The sequence below is a fragment of the Jannaschia sp. R86511 genome, assembly GCF_042466345.1.
Classification (GTDB): domain Bacteria; phylum Actinomycetota; class Actinomycetes; order Actinomycetales; family JBBAYJ01; genus Aquipuribacter.
In genome coordinates this window covers 421846-443437 of the sequence record NZ_JAXHCD010000001.1, presented here as the reverse complement: position 1 = coordinate 443437, position 21592 = coordinate 421846, and the positions used below count along the sequence as shown (strand labels likewise).

Annotated in this window: 21 protein-coding genes; 9 read left to right on the top strand and 12 right to left on the bottom strand. The window is 75.1% G+C overall.

Annotation, left to right across the window (positions count from 1 at the left end; translation table 11 throughout):
* The first annotated feature begins 366 nt into the window (after positions 1 to 366).
* Complete coding sequence (gene dnaB, locus SJY06_RS02195; protein WP_380164184.1) at positions 367 to 2955, top strand: replicative DNA helicase; 2589 nt, start codon at positions 367 to 369, stop codon at positions 2953 to 2955.
* A gap of 73 nt (positions 2956 to 3028) precedes the next feature.
* Here dnaB and SJY06_RS02190 read toward each other — a convergent pair whose 3' ends face one another.
* Both SJY06_RS02190 and SJY06_RS02185 read right to left on the bottom strand, forming a co-directional pair.
* The gene (locus SJY06_RS02190; RefSeq protein WP_380164182.1) at positions 3029 to 3298 is read right to left on the bottom strand and encodes a GlsB/YeaQ/YmgE family stress response membrane protein; all 270 of its coding nucleotides are present in this window, start codon (positions 3296 to 3298) and stop codon (positions 3029 to 3031) included.
* Positions 3299 to 3440: 142 nt separating this feature from the next.
* Positions 3441 to 4670, bottom strand: coding sequence for a DUF418 domain-containing protein (locus SJY06_RS02185; RefSeq protein ID WP_380164180.1), 1230 nt, complete (start codon positions 4668 to 4670; stop codon positions 3441 to 3443).
* 215 nt (positions 4671 to 4885) lie between these two features.
* Between SJY06_RS02185 and SJY06_RS02180 the strand changes: the two genes are divergently transcribed.
* The gene (locus SJY06_RS02180) at positions 4886 to 5755 is read left to right on the top strand and encodes a YndJ family protein (RefSeq protein WP_380164178.1); all 870 of its coding nucleotides are present in this window, start codon (positions 4886 to 4888) and stop codon (positions 5753 to 5755) included.
* On the top strand, positions 5752 to 6321 hold the full coding sequence (locus SJY06_RS02175) for a DUF1990 family protein (protein WP_380164176.1): 570 nt from the start codon (positions 5752 to 5754) through the stop codon (positions 6319 to 6321). The genes SJY06_RS02180 and SJY06_RS02175 overlap by 4 nt, the downstream gene beginning before the upstream one ends.
* A gap of 15 nt (positions 6322 to 6336) precedes the next feature.
* Here the strand turns inward: SJY06_RS02175 and SJY06_RS02170 are convergent, their stop codons facing one another.
* Both SJY06_RS02170 and SJY06_RS02165 read right to left on the bottom strand, forming a co-directional pair.
* On the bottom strand, positions 6337 to 7644 hold the full coding sequence (locus SJY06_RS02170) for a cytochrome P450 (protein WP_380164174.1): 1308 nt from the start codon (positions 7642 to 7644) through the stop codon (positions 6337 to 6339).
* A gap of 340 nt (positions 7645 to 7984) precedes the next feature.
* Positions 7985 to 8803 (bottom strand): hypothetical protein, encoded by an 819-nt coding sequence (locus tag SJY06_RS02165; protein ID WP_380164172.1) that lies wholly within the window; start codon positions 8801 to 8803, stop codon positions 7985 to 7987.
* Between the two features lie 70 nt (positions 8804 to 8873).
* Between SJY06_RS02165 and SJY06_RS02160 the strand changes: the two genes are divergently transcribed.
* From SJY06_RS02160 to SJY06_RS02145, 4 genes are all read left to right on the top strand, one after another.
* Complete coding sequence (locus tag SJY06_RS02160) at positions 8874 to 9383, top strand: hypothetical protein (protein WP_380164170.1); 510 nt, start codon at positions 8874 to 8876, stop codon at positions 9381 to 9383.
* A 165-nt stretch (positions 9384 to 9548) separates the two neighbouring features.
* Complete coding sequence (locus SJY06_RS02155; RefSeq protein WP_380164168.1) at positions 9549 to 10532, top strand: YihY/virulence factor BrkB family protein; 984 nt, start codon at positions 9549 to 9551, stop codon at positions 10530 to 10532.
* A gap of 99 nt (positions 10533 to 10631) precedes the next feature.
* Positions 10632 to 12440: an HD domain-containing phosphohydrolase gene (locus SJY06_RS02150; RefSeq protein ID WP_380164166.1), complete on the top strand. Its 1809-nt coding sequence runs from the start codon at positions 10632 to 10634 to the stop codon at positions 12438 to 12440.
* A gap of 175 nt (positions 12441 to 12615) precedes the next feature.
* Entirely contained in the window at positions 12616 to 13239 is a 624-nt protein-coding gene (locus SJY06_RS02145) for a ClpP family protease (protein WP_380164164.1), read from the top strand.
* A gap of 112 nt (positions 13240 to 13351) precedes the next feature.
* On the opposite strand, the gene SJY06_RS02140 is transcribed toward SJY06_RS02145, so the two are convergent.
* The 4 genes from SJY06_RS02140 to SJY06_RS02125 all read right to left on the bottom strand — a co-directional run bounded on the left by SJY06_RS02140 (position 13352) and on the right by SJY06_RS02125 (position 16322).
* On the bottom strand, positions 13352 to 14590 hold the full coding sequence (locus tag SJY06_RS02140) for a hypothetical protein (protein WP_380164162.1): 1239 nt from the start codon (positions 14588 to 14590) through the stop codon (positions 13352 to 13354).
* Positions 14587 to 15204, bottom strand: coding sequence for an RNA polymerase sigma factor (locus tag SJY06_RS02135; RefSeq protein WP_380164160.1), 618 nt, complete (start codon positions 15202 to 15204; stop codon positions 14587 to 14589). The genes SJY06_RS02140 and SJY06_RS02135 overlap by 4 nt, the downstream gene beginning before the upstream one ends.
* Positions 15205 to 15332: 128 nt before the next feature.
* Entirely contained in the window at positions 15333 to 15704 is a 372-nt protein-coding gene (locus SJY06_RS02130; protein WP_380164158.1) for a helix-turn-helix domain-containing protein, read from the bottom strand.
* A 9-nt stretch (positions 15705 to 15713) separates the two neighbouring features.
* Complete coding sequence (locus tag SJY06_RS02125) at positions 15714 to 16322, bottom strand: hypothetical protein (RefSeq protein WP_380164156.1); 609 nt, start codon at positions 16320 to 16322, stop codon at positions 15714 to 15716.
* Positions 16323 to 16438: 116 nt separating this feature from the next.
* Between SJY06_RS02125 and SJY06_RS02120 the strand changes: the two genes are divergently transcribed.
* Entirely contained in the window at positions 16439 to 18073 is a 1635-nt protein-coding gene (locus SJY06_RS02120) for a multicopper oxidase family protein (protein WP_380164154.1), read from the top strand.
* Positions 18074 to 18127: 54 nt separating this feature from the next.
* Entirely contained in the window at positions 18128 to 18802 is a 675-nt protein-coding gene (locus tag SJY06_RS02115) for a Pr6Pr family membrane protein (protein ID WP_380164152.1), read from the top strand.
* 31 nt (positions 18803 to 18833) lie between these two features.
* Here SJY06_RS02115 and SJY06_RS02110 read toward each other — a convergent pair whose 3' ends face one another.
* The 4 genes from SJY06_RS02110 to SJY06_RS02095 all read right to left on the bottom strand — a co-directional run bounded on the left by SJY06_RS02110 (position 18834) and on the right by SJY06_RS02095 (position 21591).
* The gene (locus SJY06_RS02110) at positions 18834 to 19202 is read right to left on the bottom strand and encodes a GntR family transcriptional regulator (RefSeq protein ID WP_380169660.1); all 369 of its coding nucleotides are present in this window, start codon (positions 19200 to 19202) and stop codon (positions 18834 to 18836) included.
* Positions 19202 to 20116, bottom strand: coding sequence for a hypothetical protein (locus tag SJY06_RS02105; RefSeq protein ID WP_380164150.1), 915 nt, complete (start codon positions 20114 to 20116; stop codon positions 19202 to 19204). The genes SJY06_RS02110 and SJY06_RS02105 overlap by 1 nt, the downstream gene beginning before the upstream one ends.
* Before the next feature lie 88 nt (positions 20117 to 20204).
* On the bottom strand, positions 20205 to 21287 hold the full coding sequence (locus SJY06_RS02100) for an alkene reductase (RefSeq protein ID WP_380164148.1): 1083 nt from the start codon (positions 21285 to 21287) through the stop codon (positions 20205 to 20207).
* A gap of 73 nt (positions 21288 to 21360) precedes the next feature.
* Complete coding sequence (locus SJY06_RS02095) at positions 21361 to 21591, bottom strand: PLDc N-terminal domain-containing protein (protein ID WP_380164146.1); 231 nt, start codon at positions 21589 to 21591, stop codon at positions 21361 to 21363.
* Position 21592 lies beyond the last annotated feature (1 nt).

The window sequence follows — 21592 nt, the reverse complement described above, 5'->3', positions numbered from 1 at the left end:
GTGGTCGCCCGACATGCGGCCGATCCGGTGCGTTCATCCACCCGTCACCCTCCACAACTTTTCCTCCACACCCTGTCAGACGCCGTCCATGCAGGTCAGAGGCGGTTCACCAGCTGGAAGGCCGTGCATCCCGGGCGCGTCGTCCACAGTTGCGTCCACAGGCGTGGACAGCGTGTCCTGCGGTTGCTCATGATCGTCGGCCGACTGTCCCCACCCCGTCCACAGGACCTGTGGACAACTCACCGCGGCGGGCTTGGCGTGTCGGCCCCGGGGGGCCTAGCGTCCGGCTCTGTCCGGGGTCCGCGCTACACCTCGGTACTCACCCGGGAACCGCTCCGGGTGCAGTCCAGGGAGTGGGGTGGAGCGTTGAGCATCGCGGAGTCGTCGACCGACCTCGAGCTGTCGGGCCGGGGTCTGGCCCAGCAGGGCGGTCCCAGCGGGTTCGAGCGGATGCCGCCGCAGGACGTGCTGGCCGAGCAGTGCGCCCTGGGCGCCATGCTGCTGTCCAAGGACGCCGTGGCCGACGTCAGCGAGAACCTCAAGGGCGCGGACTTCTACCGTCCCGCGCACGAGATGATCTACGAGGCCGTGCTCGACCTGTTCGGCCGCGGCGAGCCTGCGGACCCGGTGACCGTGGCCGACGTGCTGGGTCGCCGGGGCGAGCTCAACCGGGTCGGCGGCGCGCCGTACCTGCACACCCTGGTCGCCACGGTGCCGACCGCGGCCAGCGCCGCGTACTACGCGCGCATCGTGCGCGACAAGGCCATCCTGCGGCGGCTGGTCGAGGCCGGCACCAAGATCGCCACGCTCGGTTACGCCGGCGAGGGCGGCGACGTCGACGAGATCGTCAACCTCGCCCAGTCCGAGGTCTACGCCGTCACCGACCGCCAGGCCCGCGACGACTACCGGCCGCTGTCGGAGGTCATGCAGGACACCGTCACCGAGCTGGAGGAGATGGAGGCCCGCCCCGAGGGCATGAACGGGGTGCCCACCGGCTTCCGCGAGCTCGACCAGCTGACGAACGGGCTGCATCCCGGCCAGATGATCGTCATCGCCGCCAGGCCGGCCATGGGCAAGGCGCTGGCCCTCGACACGCCCCTGCCCACGCCCGGCGGCTGGACCACCATGGGGCGGGTGCAGGTCGGCGACCACCTGCTCGATGCGGCCGGGCGACCGACCCGTGTCGTCGCCGCCACCGACGTGATGACAGATCGCCCGTGCTTCCAGGTCCTCTTCGACGACGGCACCAGCGTCGTGGCGGACGCCCTGCACCAGTGGCGCACCGACACCCGGGCGTCGCGTCGCGGCACGGCGACCGCGGCCGTCCGCACCACGGAGGAGATGGCCCGGACCCTGCTCCACCCAGGGGTGGCGCGTCGGGCGAACCACTCGGTCGACACTGCCCGTCCGCTCGAGCTGCCCGACGCGGACCTGGCCGTCGACCCGTACGTCCTCGGGGTGTGGCTCGGTGACGGGCACACCGCCGGAGCCCGGGTCACGACCGCGGACCCCGAGATCGTCATGCACCTGGAAGGGACCGGCCTCCGGCTCCGACCCTCGGGCCACATGGGCTACACCGTGCGCTTGGCGGCGGAGCCTGCGGTCGCCCAGCGTTCGTGCGCGGTGTGCGGGCGCGCATTCGTGCCGGGGACGTCGCAGGTGCGCACGTGCGGGCGGTCCTGCGGCGGGCGCGTGCCCGCCGACCCGTCGCTGTCGACCCCCCGTTGCCCCGACTGCGGTGAGCCGTCGAGCGGCCTGCGTCGGTGCGCCGCGTGCCATGCCGACCACGGCACCTTCACCGCCCTGCTGCGCCGCATCGGCGTGCTGGGTGACAAGCACGTGCCGGACGCGTACCTGCGGGCCAGCGAACGCCAGCGCCGGGCGTTGCTCGCCGGCCTGCTCGACTCCGACGGGACGGTCACCAACACCGGCAGCGTCCAGTTCGCCGTCGCGGACGCGCGGCTGGCGGAGTCGTTCCGCGAGCTCGTGGTCAGCCTGGGCTACCGCTGCGGCGTCACGTCACGGCGGGTGAACGGCCGCTCGGAGGCGACGTCGACCTGCTGGATCGTCAACTTCACCACTCCCGACGAGGTGTTCCGGCTGAGCCGCAAGCAGCTCGTCCACAAGCAGCGCCGCGGCCCCGGCTCGCCGCGCCTGCGGCGCCGATACGTGGTCGACGTGCGACCGGTCCCTGCGGTGCCCGTCCGCTGCGTCCAGGTCGACAACGACGAGCACCTGTACCTGGCCACCCGCTCGATGGTCCCGACGCACAACTCGACGGTCGGGCTGGACATCGCACGTTCCGCGGCGATCCACAACAACATGGCCACGGTCATCTTCTCGCTGGAGATGAGCCGCTCGGAGATCTCGACCCGGCTCATCTCCGCCGAGGCGGGCATCAAGCTCCAGGCGCTGCGCACGGGCAAGCTGCAGGACAACGACTGGCAGAAGATCGCGCGCGTCCTGGGCCAGACCAACGACGCCCCGCTGTTCATCGACGACTCGCCCAACATGACCATGCCGGAGATCCGGGCCAAGTGCCGGCGGCTCAAGCAGCAGAACGACCTCAAGCTGGTCGTGCTGGACTACCTGCAGCTGATGAGCTCGGGCAAGCGCGTGGAGTCCCGCCAGCAGGAGGTCAGCGAGTTCTCGCGGGCGCTCAAGCTGCTGGCCAAGGAGCTCGAGGTCCCGGTCATCGCGATCTCGCAGCTCAACCGTGGTCCGGAGCAGCGCACCGACAAGAAGCCCCAGATGGCGGACCTGCGTGAGTCCGGCGCCATCGAGCAGGACGCCGACATGATCATGCTGCTGCACCGCGAGGACGCCTACGACAAGGACAACCGCCCCGGTGAGGCCGACTTCATCGTGGCCAAGCACCGCAACGGCCCCACCGACACCATCACGGTGGTCTTCCAGGGCCACTACTCGCGGTTCGGGGACATGGCCCACGGCTGAGCCGGCCGGAGGACTCCCGGGTACGAAGAAGCCCCGGCGACCGTGAGGTCGCCGGGGCTTCGAGGTGCGTCGGTCAGGCGCGGGCCTTGCGGCCGGTGACCAGACGGTAGATGAACAGCAGGATCAGGGCGCCGACGATGGCGGAGATCCAGGTGCTGAGCTGGAAGAACCCGTCGTTGACGGAGACGCTGAAGATGGCGGAGGCCAGGAAGCCGCCGAGCAGCGCGCCGACGATGCCGATGATGATCGTGACGATGATGCCGCCCGGGTCCTTGCCGGGCATGATCGCCTTGGCGATGAGGCCGGCGATGAGGCCGAGGATGATCCAACCGATGATTCCCATGTGCTGCTCCTTGCTGAGATGTCCCCAGCCGCAGCGGGACGGCGGGGTGGCCCGTAGGCCGCACTCGGAGTACCCGAGCCCCCGGAAGTGAAACCTTTCCGGTTGCTGCTGCGTTGAGGCACCCGCGCCGCATGCCCCGAGGTCAGGGCGCCGGCACCCCCGCGGCCGGCGCGGCGGACGTCCGCGAGCCGTAGACCAGGCGGCGCAGCAGCTGCTCCGCCGGACCCGGTCGGCCGGCCCGGTCCAGCGCCACCGCGACCACCAGCGTCACCAGGTAGACCCCTACCGCCACGGCGGAGACCGGCGCGGTGCCCGCCCCGTCCGCCAGGCCCAGGGCCCACGGCGACAGCAGCGGCACGAACATCACCGACTGCAGCAGGTAGCAGGTCAGCGACCGCTCACCCACCGCCGCCAGCGCCCCGACCGGACCGCGAGGGCGGGCGGGCAGGTCACGGCCGGCCCGGGCCGCGCGCTGCTGCCGGGCCCCGACGAACCAGCCGACGAGGCCGATGAACGCGGCCGCCCCCACCAGCCCGGTACCGCCGTGCAGCATCCCGGCCAGGGCGGAGGTGACCGGGCCGTAGTCGATGACCTGCGTCGCCATGAGCACGAGCGGCAGGGCGCCGAGCACGCTGACGACGAGACCGGCCGACAGCCGCCGCAGCAGCGGCAGGTGCTGCGTCGGGTCCTCCAGCACGCCCCGGCGGGCGAGCAGGACGCCGACGACCGCCGCCGGGGCGAAGCCGATGACGTACATCGGGGCGCCCAGCACCGTGCCCACGAAAGTCAGCAGCCGCAGCCCCAGGTCACCCAGGAAGGTCTGCGACGTGGGCTGGCCACCGAGCGAGGCGAGCTCCCCACCCAGGCCGTCGAGCGCGCCGAGGCCGACGAACACCACCAACGACGCCGCCCCGACCAGGACCAGTACGCGGTCGCTCCAGCGCAGGGCGAAGACCAGGGCCGCCCCCAGCAGCCCGTAGGTCAGCAGGATGTCGCCGAAGAACAGCAGCAGCATGTGCGCGGCTCCGAACGCCGCCAGCCAGGCCGAGCGGCGCAGCAGCACGCTGCGCGCCTGCGGCCAGGGCACCCCGGCGGCCGCCTGCCGGCGCAGGATCATGACGAAGCCGTAGGCGAACAGCATGGTGAACATCGGGAACGCCCGGTTGTCGACGAACAGCCCGACCACGGTGTCGACGGCGCGGTCGGCGGTGGTCCCGTCGACCGGCCGCAGGAGCGGGCCGACCTCGCGCCCGGAGACGTAGACGACGCAGTTGGCTAGGGCGATCCCCAGCAGGGCGAGGCCGCGGGCCAGGTCGGGGGCGAGAACGCGCTCGCGGGTGCGGACCGGTCCGGAGGACGTCTGATCGGGCACCCGACAACCCTGTCACAGCGCCCCAGCGGCCCAGGGGGTAAGTTGAACACGTTCGAATCTGAACGTGTTCAACAAGGAGGACGCATGACCAGACCCGACGACACCCACCGCCCGGGGCGCACACCGAGACCGTCCCGCACGACGAGCCCGTCCCGACCGGCCACCCGGGAGACCGACGAGGCCACCGCCGAGCGGTCCGGCCGCGGGTCCCGTCCGTGACCGCGGCCGAGGCGGTCGTCGCCCTGGTGGTGGGCGTCGGGGCGGTGCTGCTGCTGCCGCTGGGCCTGCGCCTGGTCGACGCGCCCGGGCTGCGACCGCTGGCCCGGGCCTGGCCGGTGCTGGGCCTGGCCTGCGCGGTCCCGTTGTGGCTGCCCCGGGGACCGCTCGCCGCCGGGCTGGCCACGGTCTACCTGCTGGCCACGCTGGTGCTGGTGGGCTGCGCGGTGGCCCGGGTGCTCGCGGTGGTGAGCCGGGTCCGGGCCGGAGGCGGGCTGGGTGCGGACCGCCTGGCCGGCGAGGTCGCGGTCGGTGCGGCCCTGGTGTCACCGGCCGTGGCGGCGGTGGCGCTGGTCGCCGAGCGAGCCGGGGTGGAGCTGTTCGGTTTCGACCTGGAGATCCTGGCCCTGACCAGCCCCCACCTGCACTACGCCGGTTTCGTCGCCGCGCTGGTCGCGGCCCTGGTCCACCGGCACGTGGCCGGTTCCGGCTGGGCCCGGCTGGGGGCGTGGACGGTCCCGGCCGGTACGGCCCTGGTGGCGGTCGGCCACTTCCTCGGGGCGTGGGTCGAGCTGCTGGGCACCGTGGTGCTGAGCGCCGGGATGTGGGCCGTGGCCGCGCTGGTGCTCACCCGGGTCGGCCCGCAGGTCAACGGCCTCTGGCCGCGACGCGGTCTGGTGGGGTCGGTCGTGCTGCTGCCGGTGACCATGCTGCTGGCCCTCAGCTGGGCCGTCGGCCGGGCCACGGGCCTGCCGCACCTGCCGATCGACTGGATGGTGCTGACCCACGGCGTCGGCAACGCGGTCGGGTTCGGGCTGTGCGGGGTGCTGGCGTGGACGGCCGTCCGGCGGGGCGAGGCCCGGCTGTGAGCGGGGTCCGGGGTGTCGGGGACGGGGGGCTGACCTACCCCGAGGTCGGCGCGACCCGGCCCACCGTGGACGCCGGCGCCGACCGGGATCCTGACCCGCGCGGGGTGCTGCCGCCCGGCTACCGGCACCTGCTCGTCACCGGCCGGCTGCCCGAGGGCACCGACCTGGCCCGGCTGGGCGATCGGCTGCTGCGGTGGCAGCTGCACCGCGACGCCGGAACCCGGCTGCGGGTGGACGGGCCGGTGGCGGCCGGGGCCGAGGTCACCAGCCGGCTGGGGCCGCCCGGGCCGCTCGCGCTTAGCGCGCCGTGCCGGGTGGTGTGGCTGGCCCGACGGCCCGACCTGGTCGGGTTCGGCTACGGCACCCTGCCCGGGCACCCGTTCCGGGGCGAGGAGGCGTTCGCCGTCCGGCGCGGCGCCGACGGCGCCGTCCGGTTCGTCGTGGTGGCCTTCAGCCGGCCCGCCCGGTGGTGGGCGGGGCTGGCCGGGCCCGCGGTGCCTTTGCTGCAACGCCGCTACGCGGCCGGTCTGGTCCGCGCGGCGGTGGCGGCGGCCGACGCGCCCTGACGAGCCGGCGCCCGGTCAGGTGACGGTCAGCAGCATGGGGCCGCGGGGCCGGGGGATGGGCACGGGCTGCAGGACGACCCCGGCGTCCGGGTCCGCGACCAGCCGGCGCCGGGCCAGCAGCCGCGCGACCACGGTCTTCACGACGAGCTCGGCGACGTGGTGGCCGATGCACAGGTGCGCCCCGCCGCCGAAGGGCACGAACAGGTGGGAGTGCTGGGTGTGCTCCGCCCGGCCGGGGGCGAACCGTGCGGGGTCGAAGCGGGTCGGGTCGCTCCACCAGTCCGGGTGCCGGTGCAGGGTCATGCTCGCCGGGGTGACGGCCACCCCCGCCGGCACCGGCACCCCGTCCAGCACGACGTCCCGGGTGGCGACCCGCGGCGAGAACGGCACCGGCGGGCTCAGCCGCAGCGCCTCCTGCATGGCCAGCGTGGTGTCGACCAGGCGCGTGTGGTTCGCCAGGGTCACCGGCTCCCCGTCCAGCGCCCGCACCTCCGTCACGACGCGCTCCTGCCAGTCCGGGTGCAGGGCCAGCTGCCACAGCAGCACCGCCAGCGTCGAGGTGGTCGTGTCGTGGGCGGCCAGCATCAGGAACACCATGTGGTCGACGACCTCGTCGACGGCCAGCACGTCACCGGTCTCGGTGGTGGCGTGGGCCAGCCGGGACAGGAGGTCGGCCCGGGGCGCCTGCTGCCGCCGCTGCACCACGAGGTCGCCGAACACCCGCTCCAGCGTGCGGCGGCCCTGCATCCCCCGGTGGAACGCCGTGCCGGGCAGCCGCAGCCGGAACGGCGTGAGCGCGGCCGCCATGGCGTCGCCGAAGGCCCGGCTCACGGTCTCGGCCTGCCCGCCCAGCGAGGCGCCGGCGAACACCTCGGCCGCCACGTCCAGGGTGAGCCGCTTCATCAGCCGGTACACGTCGAACGGGCCGGCCGGCAGCGCGTCCAGGTGCCGGTCGGTCACGGTGTGGATCGCCTCGACGTACCCGGCGATGGCCGCGCGGCCGAACGCCTGCCGCATCACCTGGCGGTGCACGTGGTGGTCCTCGAAGTCGCGCAGCATCAGCCCGCGCCGGAACAGCGGGCCGATGCTGGTCGACCAGCCGCCCTCGCTGGACAGCACCTGGTCGGGGTCGAGGTAGATCTCGCGCGTGGCCTGCGGGGTCAGGAACACCACGACCGTGCGGCCGAGCAGCTCGGTCCGGAAGACGTCGCCGTAGCGGGCCCGCCGGGTGTCCATCAGCCGGTGGCAGTCGCGCAGGAACTGCAGCGAGTGCCCGACCAGCGGGGGCGCACCGGCGCCCGGGACGTGCGCGAGCGGGTCCATGGTGACCTCCTCGGTCCGGGCCGGGGACGTCCCGGCCGGTTCCACGTTTGCCGGACCAGCCTGAGCGCGCGGACCCGGGCCGTCTGTGCCGGGCGGCACGCAACGGCCGACACCTGGCGGTCACCCGACGCTCGCCCGGCGTACACCTGGGCCCACGAGCATGCCGGGGACCGCACGCGTCGTCGCGTCCGGCCCGACCCCGGAGGACCCCATGACCCACGACCACCACCCGTCCCGCCGTGCCGTCCTGCACGGCGGGGTTGCCGCCTCCGCCCTGGTGGCCGCCGCCCCGGCGCACGCGCTCGCCGCCCCGCTCGGGCCGCGGGCGGAGTTCGCGACGTCACGGCAGTCGCGGGTCACCCGCGGCACCCGGCTGGTCCACGCCGACCTGCACAACCACTCCCTGCAGTCCGACGCCGCCGGCCTGCCGGAGGAGGCCTACGGGTCGATGCGCGACGCCGGCCTCGACGTGGCCGCGCTGACCGACCACAGCGTGGCCGCCTACTCGGTGCCCGGGGACGCCTGCGCGCTGTTCCCGCCGCCCGCGCCGGGCGGGCGCAACGAGTGCCGGTCCCTGCTGGGGCTGGACGAGGCCGGCTTCGCCAACACCCGCGCGCTGGCCGACGCCCACGACGTCGACGGGTCGTTCACGGCGGTGTCCGGGTTCGAGTGGTCGAGCCCGGCGCTGGGCCACATGAACGTGTGGTTCACCAGCCGCTGGATCGACGCCCTGCTCACCGACGGCATCACCGAGGCCCAGCTGGTCGGCATCGGGCTGTCGGTCCCGCTGCTGGCCGGCGCCCTGGCCCAGCTCGGCCTCAGCCCCGTGCAGGTCGCGGCCGTCGTCGCCGGGGTCCGGGCCAGCCGGGACCGGGGGATGGAGAGCCTGTACGACTGGCTGCTCGCCGACCCCGCGGCGCAGGGCGTCGGCGGCGGCTCGGACGGGATCGCAGGGTTCAACCACCCCAACCGCGAGCCGCTGGTGTTCGACGACTTCGCCTACGACGACCGGGTCCGCGAGCGGATCGTCAGCATGGAGATCATGAACCGCGAGGAGGACTACCTGTTCAAGGAGTACTCGGCCGGCTTCCCGTCCCCGCTGACCGCCTGCCTCAACGCGGGTTGGGACGTCGGCCTGCTCGGCGTGACCGACGAGCACGGCACGAGCTGGGGCGAGCCCGACGGCAAGGGCCGAGCGGGCCTGTACGTGCGAGCTGACCCGGGCCGGGGTGCGCGAGGCCATGCTGGCGCGGCGGTTCTTCGCCACCAACCTGCGCGGGCTGCGCCTGGACGCCACCGCCAACGGCGTGCAGATGGGCGGGCGGCTGGAGCGGACCCGCCCGGGGGCCCCGGTCCGCTTCGTGGTCGACCTGGACCGCGGCGAGGCCTTCGCCGGCACCCCCGTGCAGATCCAGGTGCTGCGCCCGGGCACCGACGTGCCCGAGGTCGTCCACGTCGAGGACGTCGTGATGCCGGGCGGCCGGGACTCGCGTCTGGTCCGCTTCGCCGTGCGCCTGGACGCGGCCGACGGCGACTGGGTCGTGCTGCGCGTGGCCGACCCGGCGCGGCCCAACGCGCAGCCGGGGCCGGCCGGGCACCCCTGCAACAACCTGGCGCTCGCCTACACCTCGCCGTGGCGCTTCGGCGCGGGACCGGACGTGCGGCCCGGGCCCGGCCGCAGCCGCGCCGACCGGGTCCTCCGCAACGGCTCGGGCTGGCCGTTCGAGCACTCGCACTGAGTCAGAAGAACATCCGCCCCACCTCCCCTCACGGGGAGCCTGCTGCGCCCGGGCGGGTCGTTCTGTGCCGGCCGGCACACAACGGCCCACCCGGGCCGCGGCGGCGCCGGCAGGGCCGGTGCCCACGCGCCGCATGACGGTGGGCGCCGCGGGTACCGACCGGTCATGAGCCGCGACGCGACCCGCACGACGACCGACGACCGACGCGCGGCCGGCCTGCCGGGCGGTGACGCCGACCGGCCGTCCGAGATCCCCGCGGCGGGCTGGAAGCAGGTCGTCCGCCGGGCCTGGGCCGAGGCCAAGGCCGACAACGTGCCCATGCTCGCCGGCGGTGTGGCGTTCTTCGCGTTCCTGGCCCTGTTCCCGGCCATGATCGCCCTGATCAGCGTCTGGGGGCTCGTCGTCGGGTCGCAGGACGCGACGGCTCAGGCCGAGAGCCTGACCGAGGGCCTGCCGTCCGAGGCCGCCGAGATCATCACGGTCCAGATGGAGAACGTCGCCAGCCAGGACTCCGGCCTGGGCCTCGCCCTGGTCGTCTCCGTCCTGCTGGCCCTGTGGTCGGCCTCCGGCGGCACGGCCAACCTGGTCAAGGCGGTCAACGTGGCCTACGACGAGGACGAGTCGCGCGGCTTCGTCAAGGTCCGGGCCCTGGCCCTCGCGCTGACGCTGGGCGCCATCGTGTTCCTGATCCTGTCCGTCGGCCTCGTGGCGGTCGTGCCGCCCGTCCTGGACGGCCTGGGCCTGGGCGTGGTCGGGACCGTGCTGGCCCAGGTCGCCCGCTGGGTGCTCCTGGTGGTCCTGGTCGCGGCCGCGCTCGCCGTGGTCTACCGGTTCGCCCCCGACCGCGACGACCCCAAGCTGCGCTGGGCCAGCCTCGGCGCGGTCGTCGCCACGGTGCTGTGGATCGTCGGCAGCATCGCGTTCAGCCTGTACGTCTCCAACTTCGGCAGCTACGGCGAGACCTACGGCGCCATCGCCGGGGTCGCGGTGCTCATGCTGTGGCTGTACCTGACCGCGTACATCATCCTGCTGGGCGCCGAGGTCAACGCCGAGACCGAGAAGCAGACCGCACGCGACACCACCCGGGGCCCCGAGCAGCCGATGGGCTCGCGCGACGCCGTGGCCGCCGACGAGCTGCCGGCCCGCTGAACCGCGGGCCGCGCAACCGTCGTGGTGGCGTCTCCACCGGCCGGGTGAACCGCCTCGTTCGTGCCACTTCGCCCGTCGTGGGTGCTGGACGGTTGGCGGATGCCCGACGGCCCCACGCAGAACTACGACCAGCTGAGCCAGCTCTCCTGGCGACCCCGCCCGCTCCTGGCCCTCCTGGTGAGGACCACCGTCGCGCTGGGGCCGGTGGTGCTGGCCGTCGGCGTCGGTGGGGGTGCGTCGTACTGGCTGCCCGCCACGCGGGTGGGACTGCCTCCGCTGGTGTGGCTGCTCCTGGTGGTGGTGCTCACGTCCGGCGTCGTGGTCGTCTGCTCACGGTGGTTGCGGCGGCTGCTGCCTCTGTCGGCCCTGCTGCGGCTGAGCCTCGTGCTGCCCGACCAGGTGCCCAGCCGCTTCGAGGTCGCCCGCCGGTCCGGGTCCCTGCCCGTGCCGGGGCAGCGCTCGTCCCCCGTGCCGGCCGGCGCCGTGGTGGCCCGGTCCGTGGGCGGTCCCGGCGTCGGGCCCCGCGCCGGGACCGGGACCGCAATAGCCGAGAGGGGCTCCGCCGACTGGCTGCTGACCCTGGTGGGCACCCTCGCCGACCATGATGCGCGTACCCGGGCCCACGGCGAGCGGGTCCAGGCCTACGCCGCCCTCATCGGTCGCGAGCTGGGGCTGTCGGAGGAGGACGTGGAGCGTCTCAGCTGGGCGGCCCTGCTGCACGACGTGGGCAAGGTCCACGTGCCGGCCGAGGTCATCAACAAGGACGGTCGGCCCACCGCGGAGGAGTGGGCGCTGCTGCAGCAGCACCCCCACGCCGGTGGTGAGCTCGTCGAGCCGCTCCGGGGGTGGTTGGGACCGTGGCTGGACGGGGTCGAGCAGCACCACGAGCGGTGGGACGGCGAGGGGTACCCGCACGCCCTGTCCGGTGAGGAGATCTCGCTGTCGGCCCGCATCATCGCGGTGGCCGACACCTACGACGTGATCACGTCCGCCCGGGCCTACAAGAAGCCGCTGTCGGCCGAGCAGGCCCGGGTCGAGATCGCCCGCTGCGCGGACACCCAGTTCGACCCGCAGGTCGTCCGGGCGTTCCTCGGGGTGGGGATCGGCCGGCTGCGGCTGGTCGCCGGTCCGGCGGCGCTGTTCGCCGCCCTGCCCGGTGTGGGTGTCGCTCCCGCCCAGGCCTTCTCGACGGGCGCCGCCGCCGCCCAGACCGTGGGAGGGCAGGTGCTCTCGGCCGTCGTGTCCGCCGGGCTGGGGGTCAGCATCGGCCTCACCGCACCCGCGGCTTTCACGGACCCCGTCGTGGCGGGGTCGGCCGCGTCGGTCGTAGAGGTCGGACGCGTGGCGGCCGAGGGCCCACCGGACCCCGTCGCGTCCGCCACGGCGACGTCCGGCCCGTCGCCCGAGCCCTCCGCCGAGGACGTCGTCACGGCCGGGCCGGGCTCCGCCACGTCGGTGGCACCCGGAACCGTCGCAGCGCCACGCGTCGAGGCCGCGGTCGCCCTCGCGGCCCCGATCCCGACGGCCGCACCGGGAGCTCCAGCGGAGCCCAGGTCGTCGCGCACGCCGGAGGCCGTCCCCACGACCTCCAGCGACCCGGAGCCGAACCCGTCCACGCCGACACCGCCGGTCCCGTCCCCGACGGTCCAGCCGGCCCCCACGGACGTCCCGACCGCGACCCCGGCCCCCGCGCCGCCTGCTGCCCCGACCCCGGCCCCCGCTCCGGTTGCTACCCCGACCCCGTCCGACGACGACGACGACGAGGAGGACGACGACGAGGACGACGAGGACGACGAGGACGACGAGGACGACGAGGACGACGAGGACGACGAGGACGACGACGACGACGAGGACGACGACGAGGACGACGACGACGACGACGAGGACGACGACGAGGACGAGGACTGACGTCGACAGGCGCTGAGGCGTTCCGCCGAGCCCCCCACGCCGACGTCCGTCTGCTCGACGGTGGTCACTCCCTCGAGAGCCGCCCGGGTCCACCGAGTCGGGCGGCTGCCCTGGGCAGAACCGCTGCCAGCAGAGCCGCCGCCCGGTCCCGGTCCGTCGGGCGCACCCTCGGGGCATGACCGCGACCACTGCCCACGACCCGGTCGTCGAGCGGCTGCTGCGCGAGCGCATCGTCGTGCTCGGCACGCAGGTCGACGACGCCACCGCCAACGCCGTCTGCGCCCAGCTGCTGCTGCTGTCCGCGGACGACCCCGACCGCGACATCCACCTGTACGTCAACTCCCCCGGCGGCTCGATCACCGCGGGGATGGCGGTCTACGACACCATGCAGTTCGTCCCCAACGACGTCGCGACCGTCGTCCTGGGGCTGGCCGCGTCGATGGGACAGCTGCTGCTGTGCGCCGGGGCACCGGGCAAGCGGTACGCCCTGCCGCACGCCCGCGTCCTCATGCACCAGCCCTCGGGCGGGATCGGGGGTACCGCCAGCGACATCGCCATCCAGGCCGAGAACCTGCGCCACACCCGGGCGGTCACGGCCGAGCGGATCGCCTTCCACACCGGACGCAGCGTGGCGGAGATCCTGCGCGACTCCGACCGGGACCGCTGGTTCACCGCCCAGCAGGCCAAGGACTACGGCTTCGTCGACCACGTGGTCGACGGGGCCGACGGCATGCCCGGGGCGGGCGTCGGCCCCTCCGAGCGGGTGCAGCCGGGCTTCGCCCCCGCCCCGCCCCGCTGACGTCGGACCGGGCGCCGGGCGGGGTCACGCGACCGGCCCGTCAGTCCGTCAGCCCGTGCGGTCGTCAATCCGTCAGCTCGTCAATCCGTCAGCTCGTCAATCCGTCAGCTCGTCAATCCGTCAGCTCGGTGTCGGGCGGGTCCCGGGGGCAGACGCGCTGCAGGGCGTCGGCCTCGGCGCGGTCGCCGAGCTGCTCGGCGGTGACGAACTGCCACGGCGACCACAGCCCTCCGTCGTCCGCCGAGCGCAGGAACTCCCCGAACGTCGGGGGGGTCGGCACCTGCACCCCGTGCGAGCGCAGGCAGGGCACCGACTGCTCCACCGTCCAGGCGTGCACCCGCTCGTAGTGCTCCTGGGCGCTGGGCTGCGGCACGTCCGGTGACAACGGGTGGCGGCCCTGGCAGTAGCCCCGGTACGCCAGGTCCCCGTCGGCCGGCGCGGCGTCCAGGCCCCCCTCGTCGCTCGCCAGCAGGTCCAGGACGCACTCCTCCGTCAGCCGCAGCTGCTCGGTCGGCGACCCCGCGAACCCGACCGCTACGGCGCCCCCGGCGCCGAAGGGGTCGCTGAACCCCTGGTCGAGCACCGGCTCGCTGCCGACCCCATAGGCCGGCGGGGCCGGGGCCGACGGGACGCCGCACGCCTGCTGAGCCGCCATGCCGTCGACCACGTCCAAGTCGCGGTAGGGCGTCCACGGCGGGGCCTCCGGCGCCGGGTCGCGCCACGAGGTCGCGAACTCCGCCGGCGACGGTGCCTCGCCCACGTCGTGGCCGAGGTCCCGCAGGCAGGCCGCCAGCTCGACCTGGGCGCCGTGGTGCCGCTCCAGCTCGGCGTCGCTCAGCGGGGACGGACGCGGCGGGTCACCCGCCTCCCACCGGCAGAGGAGGTCTCCGAAGGACCTGGTCCCGTCGGTGGCCGTCGGCAGCTGCGACCAGGACACGGTGTACCCGCCCTCGGCGGGGACCACGGCATCGCCGTACTCGTCCTGCAGGCAGGTCACGACCTCGTCGACCCAGGCCTCGTGGCGGGTCGCCTCGACCCACCGGTCGACGCGGTCCGGCACGAGCAGCCCCGTGACCTGCGCTGCCACCGACGACAGGCGCTGGCCCCCGGCGCCGAGGGCCACCGTGGACAGGGTGAGCAGGCCGGCCAGCGCGGCCGCGAGGAGCAGCACCGGGGCGCCGTGCCTGCCCCCGGTGACCGGTCGCACCGAGGCCGGTCCCAGGCGGTCGGCGATCCCCTCGCGCCCCTGACGCGTCACGCCGCTCACGTGGTCGGTGTCGACGGGGTCCAGCAGCCGGAGCCGCCGGACCAGCTCGTCGTCGTGGTCCTGTGGTGCCCCCGGCTCGTTCATCTCTCCTCCTGGTGTCGGTCACGGCGCAGGACCGGGGCCACGTCGCTCGTGCTGCCATCGGGGGGCGCCCCGGCCCAGGCGGCCACGCCCCCGGCCGGGGGCGCCTGCGTCGCCTCCGCCCGGTCCAGGTGCGCCCGCAGCCGCACCCGGGCCCGGTGCAGCCGGACCCGCGCGGCGTTCGCCGACACCCCCAGCACCGCGGCCACCTGCGGCCCGTCGAGCCCTTCCCAGGCCACCAGCCGCAGCAGCTCGCGGTCGTCCTCCGACAGGGCCCGCATCGCCACCACCAGGGTGTCGTCCCGGCCGTCCGGCACCACCGGTCGGGAACCCTGGTGGACCACGCGGGCGTGGTCGAGCAGGCGCTCGTCCAGGGCCAGCCGTCGCCGTGTGCCGCGGCGCTGGTTGCGGACGACCCGGCGGGCGGTGCCGTACAGCCACAGCCGGGCCTCGTCACCGGGTGGCAGGTCGTGGATGCGTCGCCAGGCCGTGGTGAACGTGTCGGAGACGACGTCGGCGGCGTCCTCCGCCGACGGCGTGCGACGGACCGCGTACGCCATCAGGGCGTCGTAGCAGCGCTCGAACAGCTCCTCGAAGCGCTCGCGGTCCGTCGTCACACCGTCTCCCCTGTCGCCCTGCCCCTGACGACCTGCCCATGTCCGGCAGGCGGCGAGGCGTTACAGGGGCGCTGCGAACGTCCGCACCGCCGGCCCGGACGGACGACCGGCTCGGACGGACCGCTTGCTCAGGCGGCGCGCAGCCCGACCTGCGCGTCGTGCGCCCCGGTCGGCCCTGCGGCCCGCGGGTGCGAGCTGATCGACAGCACCCGGGCGCCGTCGACCGTCGTGCGGCTGCGCAGCACCAGCACGTCGTCGCGGACCTCGCCCAGCAGGTCGGCCAGGTCCAGGTGCAGCGACCGGCACAGGGCGGCCAGGACCTCCGAGCTGGCCTCCTTGCGGCCGCGCTCCAGCTCCGACAGGTACTGCGTCGACACCTGCGCGTCGCGGGCGACGTCCGCCAGGGTGCGGCGCTGGCCCGTGCGGTGCCGGCGCAGGACGTGGCCGAGCAGCACGCGCAGGGGCGGGGTCGGACGGGTGGCTCCGGCGGTGGCCGTCATGGAGCGAGGCTACGCCGGGGCGAGCCGCCGCTCCAGGGTCATCAGGTCGATGACCACCCGGGCGGCGTCGAACAGCCGGTCGCTCAGCGCGCTGGCGCCGGGGCTCAGCACGGTGACGGGGCCGCGGTCGGCCAGCTCGGCGAAGATGCCGTCGTTGCTGAGCACGACCACCTGGCGGCTGCGGGCGGGCACGGCCTGGGCCCCCTCCAGCAGCACGAAGTCGGCGAGGTCCGCGCCGTCCGGCACGGGCTGGGCGACCGGGCCGAACTCCGCCAGGTGCGGCAGGCCCCGGTCGACGGCGGCGTGCTGGCCGGAGATCACCACGTGGTCGGCGGAACGGGCCAGCGCGACCACGAGCTCCATCCGGGCCCTCCAGCGCACCGCGCCCGCGCGCAGGTTGTCCAGGTCCACCAGGAGCACCCGGTCGCCGGCCCCGTCGTGCCAGACCGGGTTGGACCGCACCCAGCCGGAGAGCGCCTCGCCGAGCGCGCCCGCGGTGGCGTCGTCCTCCTCGGTCGGGGCGGGGGCCGCCGTCCGGCGCGGTCGCGGCGCGGGCAGGTCGGCGAGGCGGAACCACTCGTAGTCGTCCCACTCACCGCGTTGGTTGCCCAGTGCCACGGGTGCATCGTGGCAGGTGTCGGGTCTGCCGTGCCCGCGCACCGGGGGCAGGCCCCCGCCCCGACCGGTCGCGGACCCCATTACCGACCGCCCCCGTGCCGCGCAGGCTGGTCGTCATGTCGTCCACGACCGGCCCGGTCCCCCCGTCGCAGGCGCGGATGACCCTGCCGCCCCCGCCGTCCCCTGCGCGGGGGCGCCGTGGCCGCGGTGCGGTGGTGCTGGCGGTCGTCGCGTCGGTGGCCGTGCCGGTGCTCATCGCCGTCGTGGGGGCGGTCGCGCTGTGGTGGACCGGCCGGGTCGACACCGTCGGGGCGGTGGCGTTCGACCGGCCGCTGCGGGTGCCGCCGCTGGCCGGGTCCACCGTCGACGCCGACGGCACCCGGGTGTTCGACCTGACCATGCGTACGGGCCGCACCGACCTGGGCGGCACCCGGCCCACGGACACCTGGGGCGTCGACGGGGCGCACCTGGCCCCGACGCTGCGGGTGGCCCGCGGCGAGCGGGTCCGCATCGACGTCCGCAACGACCTGCCCGAGACCAGCACGCTGCACTGGCACGGCCTGCACGCCCCGGCGGCGCAGGACGGCGGTCCGCACCGGGTCGTCGCGCCCGGCTCGTCCTGGTCGGCGTCGTGGCGGGTCGACCAGCCGGCCACCACCGCCTGGTACCACCCGCACGCCCACGGCACGACCGCCGCGCACGTCCGTCGCGGCGTGTACGGGATGTTCCTGGTGGACGACCCCGCGCGCGCCCCGGCCGGGCTGCCGAGCGACTACGGCGTGGACGACGTGCCGGTCATGGTCCAGGACGTCACCCTGGCCCGGGACGGCTCGCTGCCCGCTGGTAGCGGGTTCCTCGAGGTGACGGGCCCGCTGGGCGACACCCTGCTGGTCAACGGCACCCCCGGGCCACACCTGGACGTCACGACGGAGGCCGTCCGGCTGCGGCTGCTCAACGCCTCGGCGGCGCGGGTCTACGACTTCGCGCTGGACGACGGGCGCCGCATGGACCTCGTCGCCACCGACGGCGGCCTGCTGCCGGCGCCGGTGCCGATGACGTCGGTGCTGCTGTCACCGGGCGAGCGGGCGGAGGTGGTCGTCCGGGTCCGGCCCGGCGAGCGGGTGGTGCTGCGCAGCGGGCCGCCCGACCTCGGGGTGGCCGGGGTGATGGTGCGCATGACCGGCGCCCGGGACCGCTTCGACGTGCTCGAGCTGCGGGCCGCCGACCGGCTCGCGCCCAGCCCGCCGCTGCCCGCCGTGCTGGCCGCGGCCCCCGACCTGGACCCGGCCGCGGCCACGGTGACCCGCACCTTCGACCTGGCCGACGGCAACCAGGTCAACGGGCTGCGGATGGACATGACGCGGGTGGACGAGGTGGCCACCACCGGCACCACCGAGCAGTGGCTGGTGCGCAACCTCGACGGCATGCCGCACAACTTCCACCTGCACGGCACCTCGTACGTGGTCGCCGAGCTCGACGGGGCGCCCCCGCCCGCCCACCTGGCGGGCTGGAAGGACACCGTCCTGCTGCCGCCGGGCAGCAGCGCCCGGCTGCTCGTGCGCCACGACGGACCGGCGGACCCGGACGCGGCCTACCTGTACCACTGCCACCTGCTGGCCCACCACGACCAGGGGATGATGGGCCAGCTGGTGGTCGTGGCCCCGGGCCAGCGGCCGGCACCCGGGCTCGACGAGGCCGGCCGTGACGAGGCCGCCCCGCTGTTCCCCGGGGCCGTCGCCCACGACCACTGAGCCGCGGGCCGGTGCGCCGTTGTCCGGCCGGGCCCCGTGTGCGAGCGTCAGCCCGTGATCGCCCCCCTGCGCACCCCCGGGCTCGCCCGCGCGTGGTTCCTGCTGACCGCCGTCGTCGTGCTGGTCGCCGTCGCCGTCCAGGTGCCGGTGTCGGCGGCGGTGGAGACCGGCTTCTTCGCCCGCCCGCTGTACCGCGGGCTCAACGTGTTCGCGTTCTTCACCATCCAGTCCAACCTGCTGGTGGCGCTGTCGGCCCTGCTGACCGCCTGGCAGCCCGAGCGCGACGGCCCGCTGCGGCGGGTGCTGCGGCTGACGTCGCTGGTCGCGATCACCGTGACCGGCGTGGTCTACCACTCGGTGCTCGCCGGCCTGGTCGAGCTGAGCGGCTGGGGCCTGCTCGCCGACCTGCTGGTCCACACCGTGGTGCCGCTGCTGGCCGTGCTGGGCTGGCTGCTGTTCGGCCCGCGCGGGCGCACCGGCTGGTGGGTCGTGCTGGCCAGCGCGGTGTTCCCCGTCCTGTGGCTGGTGCTCACGCTGGTGCGCGGCCCGCTGGTCGGCGGGTTCTGGCCGTACCCGTTCGTCGACGTGGACGAGCTCGGCTGGGGGCAGGTGCTGATCAACTGCGCCGGGGTGGCGGTGCTGTTCCTGGGCCTGGCCGCGCTGGCGCACGGGGTGGACCGGCTGCTGCTGCGCACCCGCGGCGGCGCCCAGGCCGTGCCCTCGCAGTGAGCCGGGGCGCCCGGTCGGACGGAGCCGGGGGTCAGGCCGGTCGGGGCTGCTCGTCACCGACGGCCCGCACCAGCCGGACGGCGTCGTCGGCGCCCAGGCCCAGCCGTCGGAGCGAGGCCAGGTAGACCAGGGCCGCCTCCTGCGCCCGCTGCTCGGTGGCGTCGCCGGTGGCCGCCACGACCGTGCCGTTGCGCCCGCGCGTCACCACCACGCCCGCGGCCTCGAGCTCGCGGTAGGCGCGGGCGACGGTGCCGGAGGCCAGGCCCAGGTCGCCGGCCAACCGGCGCACCGGGGGCAGCCGGTCGCCCGGACGGAGCTGCCCGGCGTCCACCTGGGCCACGACCTGGCTGCGCACCTGCTCGTACGGCGGGACCGGCGAGCGCGGGTCGACCTGCAGCATCACGGCCGCGCCCCGCTCGCCGCGGGGACCTGCTCGACCGGCCACAGCCGGCGTCGGAAGTGGCTGGCCGGGCGGGTGGCGAGCACGACGACGAGCAGCACGACCATCGCCCCCAGCGCCAGCATCACCCACAGCCCCGTGGCCCCGGTGGCCAGGCGCTCGTCGGGGATGGCCGAGGCCACGTCCAGGCCGAGCCAGAGCAGCGCCAGCAGCCCGGCGTACATCGGCGTGCTGACGATGTCGCGCAGGGCCTGGCTGCGCAGCGCGTCGTCCCAGGCCAGCTCGACCGGGCTCGTCACGGTCTGCGGCGCGGCGAGCACGGCGGTGCTCGCCGCGGTCGACAGCACCAGCAGGGCCGGCGGCACCAGCGCCAGCAGCCCCAGGCGCAGCGGGTCCACCCCCGCGTCGAGGAGGCCGGTGGGCAGCACGGCCAGCGCGAGCGCCACCGCCGGCGGCGCCAGGCACACCACGACGGTGCCCCAGCGCTCGATGCCGTCGACGTAGTCGCCTACGCCGACCTCGCGGCTGCGGGCCAGCCGGGGGGCGTCCTGCGCGGGGGTGCGTCGGGCGCTCAGCACCGCGTGCAGGCCGGCGGCCACCGCGAGGCCCACGAACGCCCCGCCGATGACCAGCGGCACGGCCGCCGGGGTCACGAACCGGTCGACGGGGTCGGGGTCCGCCGGTACGAGGAGGGCGGCGAGCCACGCCCCCGCGACCAGGCCGCCGGCTGCGGCGCTTCGGCGCTCCTGCAGCCGGCGCACCACCGTCGCCCGGTCGTCGGCCGGCGGGGCCAGGTCGGCCCGGCGCGCCGCGCCCTGCAGCAGGGCGCGGCCGCCGACCGGCAGCCAGCTCCAGGCCAGCACCGCGGCCGCGGCCACGGTGAGCGCGATGGCCAGCACCACCGGGTAGGTCACGGGTCCCACGTCGTCCTCCGTCGTCTCAGGTTTGTACCGAACGTCGTAGCAACGTATCGGTACAAACCTGGAGACGCAAACGAGAGGGTCAGGCGGCCTCGGTGAGCGCCGGGTAGTCGGTGTAGCCCGTGGGGCCCTCGCCGTAGAACGTCGAGGCGTCGGCGTCGGCCAGCGTGGCCCCCACCCGGTGCCGCTCGGGCAGGTCGGGGTTGCTGATGAACGCCCGGCCGAAGGCCACGGCGTCCGCCCGGCCCTCGCTCACCGTGGCCTCGGCCGACTCGGGGGTGAAACCCTGGGCCAGCACCAGCGGGCCGTGCCAGGTGCTGCGCAGGGCGGCGGTCAGGCCGACCTGGCGCTCGCCGTCGACGACGGGCTCGACGTAGTGCACGTAGGCCAGGCCGCGACGGTCCAGCTCGCCGCCCAGGCGGGCCAGGGAGCCCCCGGCGTCGGAGTCGTGGGCGCCGGCCGTGCCGTTGCCCAGCGAGAGCCGGATGCCGACCCGGGCGGCGTCACCGACGGCCTCGACCACGGCGTCCACGACCGCCAGCGTCAGCCGGGCGCGGTTCTCGGTGCTGCCGCCGTGCTCGTCGTCGCGGTCGTTGACCCCGTCGGCGAGGAACTGCTCGAGCAGGTAGCCGTTGGCCGCGTGCACCTCGACCCCGTCGAAGCCCGCGGTCATGGCGTTGGTCGCGGCGCGGCGGTAGTCCTCGACGACCCGGGGCAGCTCGTCGGTGCCCAGGCGCCGCGGGGTGGACGTGGCCTCGTAGCCGGCGGCGGTGAACGACTTCGCGCCCTCGGCGGCCCGGTCGGTGGCGGACACGGGCGGCTCACCGTCGTGGAAGGACGTGTGGCTGATCCGGCCGACGTGCCAGAGCTGGGCGACGATGCGGCCGCCCGCCTCGTGGACGGCGGCGGTGACGGTGCGCCAGCCGGCGACCTGCTCGTCGCTCCACAGCCCCGGCGTCCACTTGTAGCCGACGGCCTCCGGGGTGATGGCGGTGGCCTCGGAGACGATCAGCCCGGCGCCGGCACGCTGCCGGTAGTACTCCGCGTTGAGCTCGCCCGGCACGCGCTCGTCGCCGGTGCGGGTCCGGGTGAGCGGTGCCATGACGAAGCGGTTCGGCAGGTCGAGCGCGCCGAGGCTGACCGGGCTGAGCAGGGACGTCGACATGCGGTGGATCTCCTCGCGGTGTGGTCGTGGCACCGGTGGGTGCCGCGTCCGACAACGCGCGCCGGGAGGCGGCTCATCCCGCGGCGGCGGGGGGTGTCCCGTAGCGGGAGCGCAGCGCGAACCACAGGACCGCTCCCACCAGCGGCAGGACCAGCACGACGACCACCCACGTGAGCCGCGTCACGCCGTCGACACCCTCCCGACGCAGGATGTCCACGAGCGCGGACACGAACAGGATGAACGGGATCACCACGAGCAGGAGCAGCAGGAGCGCGAACGGCTGGTCGAAGAGGTTCCTGGTCATG

What these genes read in the sequence shown, in the direction of transcription:
- SJY06_RS02190 (WP_380164182.1), bottom strand. Translation starts at nt 3,298, where the DNA reads ATGGGAATCATCGGTTGGATCATCCTCGGCCTCATCGCCGGCCTCATC.
- SJY06_RS02170 (WP_380164174.1), bottom strand. Translation starts at nt 7,644, where the DNA reads ATGGACCCGCTCGCGCACGTCCCGGGCGCCGGTGCGCCCCCGCTGGTC.
- SJY06_RS02155 (WP_380164168.1), top strand. Translation starts at nt 9,549, where the DNA reads ATGAGCCGCGACGCGACCCGCACGACGACCGACGACCGACGCGCGGCC.
- SJY06_RS02150 (WP_380164166.1), top strand. Translation starts at nt 10,632, where the DNA reads ATGCCCGACGGCCCCACGCAGAACTACGACCAGCTGAGCCAGCTCTCC.
- SJY06_RS02145 (WP_380164164.1), top strand. Translation starts at nt 12,616, where the DNA reads ATGACCGCGACCACTGCCCACGACCCGGTCGTCGAGCGGCTGCTGCGC.
- SJY06_RS02140 (WP_380164162.1), bottom strand. Translation starts at nt 14,590, where the DNA reads ATGAACGAGCCGGGGGCACCACAGGACCACGACGACGAGCTGGTCCGG.
- SJY06_RS02130 (WP_380164158.1), bottom strand. Translation starts at nt 15,704, where the DNA reads ATGACGGCCACCGCCGGAGCCACCCGTCCGACCCCGCCCCTGCGCGTG.
- SJY06_RS02120 (WP_380164154.1), top strand. Translation starts at nt 16,439, where the DNA reads ATGTCGTCCACGACCGGCCCGGTCCCCCCGTCGCAGGCGCGGATGACC.
- SJY06_RS02110 (WP_380169660.1), bottom strand. Translation starts at nt 19,202, where the DNA reads ATGCTGCAGGTCGACCCGCGCTCGCCGGTCCCGCCGTACGAGCAGGTG.
- SJY06_RS02100 (WP_380164148.1), bottom strand. Translation starts at nt 21,287, where the DNA reads ATGTCGACGTCCCTGCTCAGCCCGGTCAGCCTCGGCGCGCTCGACCTG.
- SJY06_RS02095 (WP_380164146.1), bottom strand. Translation starts at nt 21,591, where the DNA reads ATGACCAGGAACCTCTTCGACCAGCCGTTCGCGCTCCTGCTGCTCCTG.